9 protein-coding genes are annotated in these 11321 nt (G+C 60.7%); 8 read left to right on the forward strand and 1 reads right to left on the reverse strand.

Annotated features, from left to right (window positions below; genetic code table 11):
* Nucleotides 1-36: 36 nt before the first annotated feature.
* From cpdA to PSH64_RS02625, 7 genes are all read left to right on the forward strand, one after another.
* Entirely contained in the window at nucleotides 37-852 is an 816-nt protein-coding gene (cpdA, locus tag PSH64_RS02595) for a 3',5'-cyclic-AMP phosphodiesterase (protein ID WP_105340500.1), read from the forward strand.
* Between the two features lie 74 nt (nucleotides 853-926).
* Complete coding sequence (locus PSH64_RS02600) at nucleotides 927-1535, forward strand: YqiA/YcfP family alpha/beta fold hydrolase (protein ID WP_105340499.1); 609 nt, start codon at nucleotides 927-929, stop codon at nucleotides 1533-1535.
* A 42-nt stretch (nucleotides 1536-1577) separates the two neighbouring features.
* Complete coding sequence (gene parE / locus PSH64_RS02605; RefSeq protein WP_019582186.1) at nucleotides 1578-3485, forward strand: DNA topoisomerase IV subunit B; 1908 nt, start codon at nucleotides 1578-1580, stop codon at nucleotides 3483-3485.
* On the forward strand, nucleotides 3485-4474 hold the full coding sequence (locus PSH64_RS02610; protein ID WP_105340498.1) for an esterase-like activity of phytase family protein: 990 nt from the start codon (nucleotides 3485-3487) through the stop codon (nucleotides 4472-4474). The genes parE and PSH64_RS02610 overlap by 1 nt, the downstream gene beginning before the upstream one ends.
* Nucleotides 4471-4992, forward strand: coding sequence for a TIGR02281 family clan AA aspartic protease (locus PSH64_RS02615; protein WP_305479836.1), 522 nt, complete (start codon nucleotides 4471-4473; stop codon nucleotides 4990-4992). Before PSH64_RS02610 ends, PSH64_RS02615 begins: the two co-directional genes overlap by 4 nt.
* Before the next feature lie 10 nt (nucleotides 4993-5002).
* Nucleotides 5003-7267: a DNA topoisomerase IV subunit A gene (gene parC, locus PSH64_RS02620; RefSeq protein WP_305479837.1), complete on the forward strand. Its 2265-nt coding sequence runs from the start codon at nucleotides 5003-5005 to the stop codon at nucleotides 7265-7267.
* 176 nt (nucleotides 7268-7443) lie between these two features.
* Nucleotides 7444-8157 carry a membrane integrity-associated transporter subunit PqiC gene (locus PSH64_RS02625; RefSeq protein ID WP_105340495.1) on the forward strand — a complete coding sequence of 238 codons (714 nt, stop codon included), beginning with the start codon at nucleotides 7444-7446 and terminating at the stop codon, nucleotides 8155-8157.
* 235 nt (nucleotides 8158-8392) lie between these two features.
* On the opposite strand, the gene PSH64_RS02630 is transcribed toward PSH64_RS02625, so the two are convergent.
* A complete protein-coding gene (locus PSH64_RS02630) occupies nucleotides 8393-9919 on the reverse strand; it encodes an AhpA/YtjB family protein (protein ID WP_305479838.1) in 1527 nt (508 codons plus the stop codon).
* Nucleotides 9920-10053: 134 nt separating this feature from the next.
* Here PSH64_RS02630 and serB point away from each other — a divergent pair, with 134 nt between their 5' ends.
* Nucleotides 10054-11268 carry a phosphoserine phosphatase SerB gene (gene serB / locus PSH64_RS02635; RefSeq protein ID WP_105340493.1) on the forward strand — a complete coding sequence of 405 codons (1215 nt, stop codon included), beginning with the start codon at nucleotides 10054-10056 and terminating at the stop codon, nucleotides 11266-11268.
* Nucleotides 11269-11321 lie beyond the last annotated feature (53 nt).

Consider the following 11321-nt stretch of genomic DNA (forward strand, 5'->3'; position numbering starts at 1 on the left):
TTAACCAACCCCGTGATCACGCCCTGGGAGAATGCCTTGCCGAGCGTATCCACATTGACCACCGCCGATGCGGCGTTGCTGGTGCAACTGTCCGACAGTCATCTGTTTGCCGAGGCGAACGGGACGTTGCTGGGCATGAATACCTGCGACAGCCTGCAACAGGTGATCGAGCTGGTATTGAAGCAGCAGCCGCGGATCGATCTGATGATCGCCAGTGGTGATCTGTCCCAGGACGGGACGCTGGAGTCATACCAGTTGTTTCGCGACCTGACGCGGCAGATCGATGCCCCGGCGCGCTGGATTCCCGGTAATCATGACGAGCCGCGGATCATGGCCGAGGCCGCCGTGCAAAGTGCGCTGCTGGAGCCGGTGGTGGACATCGGCAACTGGCGGGTTACGTTGCTTGATTCGGCGGTGCCGGGGTCGGTGCCGGGGTATTTGCAGGATGAGCAGTTGCAATTGCTGGCCCGTTCGTTGAGCGAAGCGCCGCAGCGGCATCATCTGGTGTGTTTCCATCATCATCCGGTGTCGATCGGGTGTGCGTGGATGGAGCCCATTGGATTGCGCAATCCAGAAGCGTTGTTCGCGGTGCTGGATCGCTTTCCACACGTGCGTGCGGTGCTTTGGGGGCATGTGCATCAGGAAATTGACCAGATGCGCAACGGTGTTCGCCTGATCGCATCACCCTCGACCTGCATTCAGTTCGAGCCGGGCAGTGAGGATTTCAAAGTGAGTGAGCAGGCGCCGGGGTATCGGTGGTTGCGGCTTTTGCCGGATGGTCAGCTTGAAACTGGTGTTGAGCGCGTTACCGGTTTCGATTTCCAGATCGATTACGGTTCCAGCGGCTACTGATTTCCACGCCTATCCCCGATTCCCCCGACACCCTGTAAACTCCGTCTTCTTTACCCGACGTACAGGGAGCTCAAATGTCTGGTTCGATCCTTTATATCCACGGTTTCAACAGCGCGCCCGCATCGAAAAAGGCCTGTCAGTTGATGAATGTGATGGAGCGGCTGGGCTTGAGCGATCAGTTGCGCGTGCCGGCCTTGCATCACCATCCCCGCGAGGCCATCGGTCAGCTGGAGCAGGCGATTGCCGAGCTGGGGCGGCCACTGCTGGTCGGCAGCTCACTCGGCGGCTACTATGCGACTCACCTGGCCGAGCGCCATGGCTTGAAAGCCCTGCTGATCAACCCGGCCGTCAGCCCGCACCGGATGTTCGACGGATTTCTGGGAACGCAGAAAAACCTGTATACCAATGAGACCTGGGAAATGACCCACGACCATGTGACGGCCCTGGCCGAGCTGGAAGTGCCGGCGCCCCAGGATCCGCAGCGGTTTCAGGTGTGGTTGCAGACCGCTGATGAAACGCTGGATTATCGCCTCGCCCAGCAGTATTACCGGGCCTGTGCCTTGCGCATTCAGGCCGGCGGCGACCATAGTTTCCAGGGTTTTGCCGCGCAACTGCCGGCCATACTGAGTTTTGCCGGCATCGGCGCAGATTTGTATCAGGCAATCGATTTCACGGCACTGTGAGTCCTTGCCCCTTTTTCACTGGAACACTGACGACGAGACCCCATGGCCACTCCCAGCGCTAGCTCTTATAACGCAGACGCCATCGAAGTCCTCTCGGGCCTCGACCCGGTGCGCAAACGCCCCGGCATGTACACCGACACCAGTCGGCCGAACCACCTCGCCCAGGAAGTCATCGACAACAGCGTCGACGAAGCCTTGGCCGGGCATGCGACATCGGTGCAAGTCATCCTGCACGCCGACCACTCCCTGGAAGTCAGCGATGACGGCCGTGGCATGCCGGTGGACATTCACCCGGAAGAAGGTGTGTCGGGTGTCGAGCTGATCCTCACCAAGCTTCATGCCGGCGGCAAGTTTTCCAACAAGAACTACCAGTTCTCCGGCGGTTTGCACGGGGTGGGTATTTCCGTGGTCAACGCCTTGTCGACTGAAGTCCGGGTGCGTGTAAAACGTGACGGCAACGAATACCAGATGACATTCGCCGACGGTTACAAGAAAACCGAGCTGGAAGTCATCGGCACCGTCGGCAAACGCAATACCGGCACCAGTGTGTTCTTCGCACCGGACCCGAAGTATTTCGATTCGCCGAAATTCTCCATCAGCCGCCTCAAGCACGTACTCAAGGCCAAGGCCGTTCTGTGCCCGGGGCTGCTGGTCAGTTTTGAAGACAAGGCCACCGGCGAGAAAGTCGAATGGCATTACGAAGACGGCCTGCGCTCCTATCTGGTCGACGCCGTCAGCGAATTCGAACGCCTGCCGGACGAACCATTCTGCGGCAGCCTGGCCGGTAACAAGGAAGCGGTCGACTGGGCGCTGCTGTGGTTGCCAGAGGGCGGCGATAGCGTTCAGGAAAGCTACGTCAACCTGATCCCGACCGCCCAGGGCGGTACTCATGTCAACGGTCTGCGTCAGGGCTTGCTCGATGCCATGCGTGAGTTCTGCGAGTTCCGCAGCCTATTGCCGCGCGGTGTGAAGCTGGCGCCGGAAGACGTCTGGGAGCGTATCGCGTTCGTCCTTTCGATGAAGATGCAGGAACCGCAATTCTCCGGCCAGACCAAGGAGCGCCTGTCCTCCCGTGAAGCGGCCGCCTTCGTTTCCGGCGTGGTCAAGGACGCCTTCAGCCTGTGGCTCAACGCCAACCCGGAAACCGGCATGTTGCTGGCCGAACTGGCGATCAACAACGCGGGCCGTCGTCTGAAGGCCAGCAAGAAGGTCGAGCGTAAACGCATCACCCAAGGGCCTGCACTGCCAGGCAAGCTCGCCGACTGTGCCGGGCAGGATCCGATGCGTTCCGAGCTGTTCCTGGTGGAAGGTGACTCCGCCGGCGGTTCGGCCAAGCAGGCGCGGGACAAAGAGTTTCAGGCGATCCTGCCATTGCGCGGCAAGATCCTGAACACCTGGGAAGTCGACGGCAGCGAAGTGCTGGCCAGCCAGGAAGTGCACAACATCGCCGTGGCGATCGGTGTCGATCCAGGCGCGGCGGACATGAGCCAGCTGCGTTACGGCAAGATCTGCATCCTCGCCGACGCCGACTCCGACGGCTTGCACATCGCAACCTTGCTCTGCGCCTTGTTCGTCCAGCATTTCCGCCCGTTGGTGGATGCCGGTCACGTCTATGTCGCCATGCCGCCGCTGTACCGTATCGACCTGGGCAAAGAGATCTACTATGCCTTGGACGAGGCCGAGCGCGACGGCATCCTCGATCGCCTGGTGGCCGAGAAGAAACGCGGCAAACCGCAGGTCACCCGATTCAAGGGGCTGGGTGAAATGAACCCGCCGCAGCTGCGTGAAACCACCATGGACCCGAACACGCGGCGTCTGGTGCAGCTGACGCTGGGTGAAGATTTCGCCGAGACCTCGGAAATGATGGACATGCTGCTGGCGAAAAAACGCGCTGGTGATCGCAAGACCTGGCTGGAATCCAAAGGCAACCTGGCCGAGGTTCTGGGCTGATGCGCTTTGGCTGGGCCCTGGCGTGTGCGTTGCTGCTGACTTCGGTGACGATTTGCGCGGAACCCGCGCCAGAGCTGCGCCTGTTGTCCGAACATGCCGTCGATGGCATGCGCGGCGGCAATCTGTCAGGGCTGGCCCAGTGTGGCAAGGAGCTGTGGACCGTTTCGGATCGCGACGATGATCAAATCTATCGCCTCGACACCCGCAACCCCACCTGGCAAGCGGAAACCGTGCACATTGACGTACCCCTGGTGCCCGACAGCGGTTTGCCCTGGGGCTTGCGTTCGCGAACCTGGGCGGCATCGTTCGTGCGGGGTGGGGACCTGGATTTCGAAGGCATCACCTGCGACAGCGCCGGCAATCGTTACATCGTCAGTGAAGGCCATGCCGCGGTGTTGCAAGTTCCGCCGATCGGGCCTGCGTCCTGGCTGAAAATTTCGCCGATGCTGGTACGCGAAGCGCGGGCCAGCGGTATGTTGTTGCACTTCAATGCGTTGTTCGAAGGCCTGGCGATCAATCCGGCCGGTGATACGCTGTGGCTGGCCGCCGAGCGCGAACGCCGCGGTCTGCTGCTGATCAAGCGCCAGCAAACGGTCTGGGACTGCGACGGTGGTTGTGTGCTGCTGAGTGAAGGCGGGATGGAAATGCAGCCGGCGCAATTTCCCCACGCCAGAGCGCGCCCTCGGGACTTTGCCGATCTGTCATTGTTCGACGGCAAGCTGTTTACCCTTGAGCGCAACGCCTTTCAGATCTGTCGCCGTGATGCGGTGACGACCAAGGTCGAGCGCTGCTGGTCGTTTGCCGCCGAGGCCTTGCAGGAAAACCGTCGTTATTCACAGCCCTTTGGGTTGGCGGAAGCGTTGATCGTGGACGCCGACGGTGCCTGGATCGGTATCGACAACAACAACGGTGCGCGCGCCGACGGTGAGGTACGCCCGATTGTCTGGCGCTTTGCCGCGCCTGAAGGTGGCTGGAGTGCCAAGCCGTGAGCCAGCAACCGCCGGGCAAACGTGCCGGTCGGGTGTTGATGGTGCTGGCCTGGTGCGCCGCACTGTTTTTGGCGACGCGGTTCTTCGGTCAGTGGGAGGCGCGTCAACAGAATCCCAACACCGTCGTCAGCTCTGAGCAGGGCGAAGGTTTTATCGAGGTGAAGCTGATCGGCAACAGCCAGGGGCATTTTGTCGCCTCCGGCCAGATCAACGGCCAGCCGGTGGAGTTCATGCTCGATACCGGCGCGACCGATGTGTCGATCCCGGCCGAAATGGCCGAGCGGCTGAAGCTGGAAAAAGGCTTCGGGGTGACCCTGAGCACGGCCAATGGCTTGAGCGAGGGCTATCGAACCCGCCTCGATCGGCTGCAACTGGGCAGCATCGTGCTGCGTGATGTTCGCGCGTTGGTGGCGCCCGGTTTGCACGGCAATCAGGTGCTGCTCGGTATGAGCGCACTGAACAAACTTGAATTTACCCAGCGCGGTGGCACCATGCTGCTGCGCCAGACCACGAAATAATGAGGCCCGCATGAGCGACTCCCTTGATCTCAGCCTGGACGGTGTAGAGCGCCGGTCACTGGCTGACTTCACCGAAAATGCCTACCTCAACTACTCCATGTACGTGATCATGGACCGAGCCTTGCCGCATATCGGCGACGGCCTGAAACCGGTACAGCGACGCATCGTCTATGCGATGAGCGAGTTGGGGCTGGACGCCGATTCCAAGCACAAGAAGTCGGCGCGTACTGTCGGTGACGTGCTCGGTAAATTCCACCCACACGGCGACTCGGCGTGCTACGAAGCCATGGTGCTGATGGCCCAGCCGTTCAGCTACCGCTACACGCTGGTCGACGGCCAGGGTAACTGGGGTGCGCCGGACGATCCCAAGTCCTTCGCGGCCATGCGTTACACCGAGGCGCGGTTGTCGCGTTATTCCGAAGTGCTGCTCAGCGAGCTGGGCCAGGGCACCGCGGACTGGGGCCCGAACTTCGACGGCACGCTGGAAGAACCTCTGGTGTTGCCGGCCCGTTTGCCGAACATCCTGCTCAACGGCACCACCGGCATCGCCGTGGGCATGGCCACCGATGTCCCGCCGCATAACCTGCGCGAAGTCGCCACCGCTTGCGTACGTTTGCTGGATGAGCCCAAAGCCACGGTCGAGCAGCTCTGTGAACATATCCAGGGCCCGGATTACCCGACCGAAGCGGAAATCATCACGCCGCGTGCCGACCTGCTGAAAATCTACGAAACCGGTCGCGGTTCGGTGCGTATGCGTGCGGTGTACCACGTCGAGGATGGCGACATCATCGTAACGGCGCTGCCGCATCAGGTTTCCGGCGCCAAAGTGCTCGAGCAGATTGCCGCGATGATGCAGGCAAAACCGTCGAAAGCACCGCAGATTGCGGATTTGCGCGACGAGTCGGACCACGAGAACCCTTGCCGCATCGTGATTATTCCGGTCAACAGCCGGGTCGATCACGAAGCGCTGATGCAGCACCTGTTCGCGACCACCGAGCTTGAGTCCAGCTACCGGGTCAACATCAATATCATTGGTCTGGACGGCAAGCCGCAGCTCAAGAACCTGCGCGCATTGCTGGTGGAGTGGCTGGAATTCCGCGTGCGGACCGTGCGTCGACGCCTGCAATTCCGTCTGGACAAGGTCGAGCGTCGCCTGCATCTGTTGGACGGTTTGCTGATTGCCTACCTCAACCTGGACGAAGTGATTCACATCATCCGTACCGAGGAGCATCCGAAGGCCAGCCTGATCGAGCGCTTTGCCCTGAGCGAAATCCAGGCCGATTACATCCTCGACACCCGTTTGCGTCAGTTGGCGCGACTGGAAGAAATGAAACTGCGGGCCGAGCAGGATGAACTGCTCAAGGAACAGGCCAAGCTGCAAGCCCTGTTGGGCAGCGAAGCCAAACTGAAGAAACTGGTACGCAGCGAGCTGATCAAAGACGCCGAAACTTACGGCGACGACCGTCGTTCGCCAATCGTCGAGCGTGCCGAAGCCAAGGCAATGACCGAGCACGATCTGCTGCCGAACGAGAAAGTGACGGTCGTGCTGTCGGAAAAAGGCTGGGTTCGCTCCGCCAAAGGTCACGACATCGACGCCACCGGGTTGTCCTACAAGGCCGGGGACGGCTTCAAGACCTCGGCGGCCGGGCGTTCCAACCAGTTTGCCGTGTTTATCGACTCCACCGGTCGCAGTTATTCGGTCGCGACCCACACCTTGCCGTCGGCCCGTGGCCAGGGCGAACCGCTGACCGGGCGCCTGACGCCGCCACCAGGGGCGAGCTTTGAATGTGTATTGATGCCTGAGGACGATGCGCTGTACGTGATCGCATCCGACGCCGGTTACGGTTTCGTGGTCAAGGGCGAAGACCTGCAAGCCAAGAACAAGGCGGGCAAGGCCCTGTTGAGCCTGCCGAACAACGCCAAGGTCATCCTGCCGCGCCCGGTGGCCGACCGTGAGCACAACTGGCTGGCCTCGGTAACCACCGAGGGTCGCCTGCTGATCTTCAAAATCAGCGATCTGCCACAATTAGGTAAAGGTAAAGGGAATAAGATCATCGGGATTCCTGGTGAGCGTGTTGCCAGTCGCGAAGAATATGTCACGGACATCGCCGTTTTACCGGAGGGCGCCACTTTGGTGCTGCAGGCCGGCAAACGCACCTTGTCACTGAAGGCGGATGACCTCGAACACTACAAAGGTGAGCGTGGGCGTCGCGGTAACAAACTGCCACGTGGCTTTCAGAGGGTGGATGCGCTGTTCGTCGAAAACCTCAATTAAGCGTCCTAGAGCGCTCGATCTACGATTTAACGCGTAGATCGACGCTTTGGCGCTGGAGTCGGAACGCATATTCACGGATGATATGGCCTTTCAAGCGCCGGCGTGGCCGAGTGTTCTTCATATTTTTTGAGTATTTTCACTGTGGTGAGCCTTGTGGCAGCCACCTGGATGGGACGATGACTGCTCTGCGCCTTCCTTTTATTTTGATGCTCGCTGGCGTTCTTGGCCTGGCGGGTTGCAGCGTTCACCAGCCGGTGTCGCTGTATCAGCTGGACAGCGGAAGTCCGGCTCAGCCTGCGCAAAGCGCGGGCATGGCGGTATTGTTGGGCCCGGTGACGGTTGCCGATTACCTGCAACGCGAAACCTTGTTGCAGCGTCAGCCGGATGGCAGTCTTCAAGCATCGACCGACGGTCGTTGGGCGGGCAGCCTGTCAGCGGACATCGATCAGCTGTTGCTGCGGCAGGTCGCCGGTCATCTGGACAGCCAGCGTGTTGTCCTGGCGCCTGCAACGATAGGTTTCACGCCTGACGTCCAGGTTCTATTGACGATCACGCGTCTGGACTCGGGGGAGTCGCAACCGGCGATCCTGGATGCGCAATGGCGCCTGATCGACCGTCGTGGTCAGGTGCGTGATAACCGCATCATTCATCTGCAGGAACAGCACGCCGGCGGCACGGCGGCTCAGGTTCAGGCCCAGGGTGTGTTGCTGCAGCGTCTGGCCGAGCAATTGTCGACAGCGCTCAAGCCATTGGCCAACCAGCCACCGATCGCCGAAGCACCGCGCAAACCGGCCGCCAAGCCTGTGGCTCCGGCAGCAGAGCCGGAAAAACAACCGAAAATCCCGATGGCTTCGCCGATACGTACGGATATGGAAGTATTCAGGTTCTGAGCCTGGATTGATCCAAAGCAAAGCCCGCCATTGGCGGGCTTTGTTGTTTCCGCGGAATGAAATCTTCAGCGCTTCTGATGGCCTCTTCGCGAGCAAGCCCGCTCCCACAGTGGATTTGTGAACGACGCAGATCCACTGTGGGAGCGGGCTTGCTCGCGAAGAAGGCCGGGACAGGCAACAAAAAGCCCGCAGAATGATCACTCATCTGCGGGCTTTGTTGTTACGGGCTCAAGGCCTACGTCCGACGTTCGTGCATCCGCGCCAGTTGCCGCTCCAGCATCGACGGATAAGGCTCCATCAGGCGCTCTACGCAGCACGCACCCTCCGGACTTGCGATCGGCCGGATTCGTGCACGCTGGCGAATCAGCGCGTCGTCGCTGATCTTGCGCTCCACCAGCAGCAGGTTGCGGCTGTGTTGCGACAGGGCCAGGGCATCTTGAGCGGTTTCGGTCAGCAGCAGGTCGATCTGGGTCAGGCCGAACAACTCGTCGCCCAGTGTCAGGCCCAGTTGCAATTGCAGGGTGATGCCGCTGTCGGCGACTTCGATCTGCAACTGATGGCCCAGGGCGCGTAGCAACTCACCGCAGCAGATGGCGTTGGTCAGGTAGTCATCGCCACTGTCTTCGGTATGGAACAGCATCAGCGTGCTGCCATCGTTCAGGGTGTGCAGTTCGCTCTGGTAGAGCGAGGCGGCCTGATCGAGGCAATCGCGGTAGCGCTTGAGCAGCTCTTCCAGGCGTGTGCGGGGCAGGCGGCGCAGTTGATCCTGTGCGCCCAGTTGCACAGCCAGTACCGCGCTGTGTTGCGGCAGGTTCGATACCTGTGGCTTTACCACGGGTTTCGGTGCGCTGTCTGCCGAGTCGTCACGCAGATCGGCAAACGGATCTTCGTCATCATCGTCTTCAACGGTGCTGACAATGCGCCGTGGCGCGGGCTTGAGGCCGGCGGCAGGCTTGGTTTCATCGAAACTTGGATCGCGCAGGTTGCGCACTTCGAAGGCCGGATCGACCTCTTCGTCGTCATCGCTGTCGTCGAACTCGGGCTCCGGAACAGGCTCAGGTTCAGCCGGCTCCGGCGCGAAATTGGCGTGCAGCTGACGAGCCAGGTCGCCGACTTCATCCTGACGCTCGGTGGCCGGGGTGTATTCGTCGATATTGCGCAGCCACACCCGCAATTGCAGCAGCGGCGTGGAGATATTGCGCCCCAGGCGCAGGCTCAAGGCCAGGGACAGGGCCAGCAGAATCGCACTCAGAATACCCATGCTTTGCAGGCTGATGGTCATCGGCTGCTGGAACTGATCCATGTCCAGGCTGATGCGCAATTGCCCGGCAGTCACGTCCTGGAAAGTGATCTTGCTCTGGTACATGCCTTCGGCTTCGCCCAGCAGGCTATGCTTGGGGCGCTGACCGGCTTCGGCGAGGATGCGGTTATCCACGCTGTAGATGGCGGCGTGGGCCACCAGTTTGTTCTTGGTCAGGTTATTGAGCAGCACGTTGAGGCTGAGGATGTCATTGGACACCAACAGCTCCGTGGCCGACGTAGCCGTCTGGGTGGTCAGGCTTTCGCCCAGGGCATCCGCCTGCTCGTGCATGGCCTGCTTGAACTGCAAACCCATCACGCAGGCATAGATCACCAGGGCCAGAGCGACCAGGATCACGTTATGGCTGGCGATGCGTAATGCGATCGGTACACGGCGATGACGCAGTGCCCGGAAGATCAGCAGAAAGAAGTTATCGGTTTTTACTGGCGTGGGCCGGTTCACTTGAGCTCGGCTCTTTGTCCGTGAAGTTGACGCGCAGTATAGCGACAGGCCCTAGGCCGTCAAAGCGCTCGCGGTGCCCGATGGTCACTGAAAATGGGTAGAATGCGGTTTTTTTCCACCTGCGGGGGTGCGCCTTGCGCGAAATCGTCCTGATAAACATCACGGGAGTCGACCGTCCGGGTCTGACTGCGGCCATAACCGGCGTTCTGGCCCAGGGTGGTGTGAACATTCTCGACATCGGTCAGGCGGTGATCCACGACACCCTGTCGTTCGGCATCCTGGTTGAAATTCCCGACACCGTACAAGGTAATTCGGTGCTCAAAGACATCCTGTTCAAAGGCTATGAGCTTGAGCAGCAGGTGCGTTTCACGCCGGTGTCCGAAGAGGATTACCAGCAGTGGGTCGGCAACCAGGGCAAGAAACGCCACATCGTCACCCTATTGACCCGCAAAGTGACTGCCGAGCAATTGCAGCGTGTGAGCTCGATCACTGCCAAATATGGCCTGAACATCGATCATATCGATCGCCTGTCCGGGCGCATGCCGCTGGACACCCCGGCCGACAAGGGCAAGGGCTGCATCGAGTTTTCCGTGCGTGGCGAAGCGGCTGATCCGCAAGCGCTGCGGGCCGAATTCCTCAGCGTCGCGCAGGAGCTGAACGTCGACATCGCCTTCCAGGAAGATTCGCTGTTCCGCCGTAACCGTCGTTTGGCGGTGTTCGACATGGACTCGACGCTGATCGAAGCCGAAGTCATCGACGAGCTGGCCAAGGCCGCCGGCGTTGGCGATCAGGTGTCCGCGATCACTGAACGGGCGATGGCCGGCGAGCTGGACTTCCGCGCCAGCTTCAAGGAACGCCTGGCCTTGCTGCAAGGGCTGGACGTCAGCGTGCTGGATTCCATCGGCGCCTCCCTGCGCCTGACCGAAGGCGCCGAAACCCTGTTCGCCGAACTCAAGCGCCTGGGCTACAAGACCGCGATTCTGTCGGGCGGCTTCACCTACTTCGCCAAGCAATTGCAGGCCAAGCTGGGCATCGACTATGTGTTTGCCAACGAACTGGAAGTGGTGAACGGCAAAGTCACGGGTGTGGCGGTCGAGCCGATTGTCGATGCGCAACGCAAGGCCGACCTGCTGCGTGAACTGGCGCACAAGGAAGGCTTGCGCCTGGAACAGACAATTGCCGTCGGTGACGGTGCCAACGACTTGCCGATGCTGGCGATTGCCGGTCTGGGCGTGGCGTTCCGTGCCAAGCCGTTGGTCAAGCAATCGGCGAAGCAGGCGATTTCCACCCTTGGGCTGGATGGCGTCCTGTATCTGCTGGGCTTCCGCGATCGCGACGGGCAGCTCTGAGTTTTGTATTGACTGACAGGGCCTCTTCGCGCGCAAGCCCGCTCCCACATCTA

Origin of the sequence: Pseudomonas sp. FP1742 (assembly GCF_030687145.1) — a bacterium.
GTDB classification, from domain to species: domain Bacteria; phylum Pseudomonadota; class Gammaproteobacteria; order Pseudomonadales; family Pseudomonadaceae; genus Aquipseudomonas; species Aquipseudomonas frederiksbergensis_D.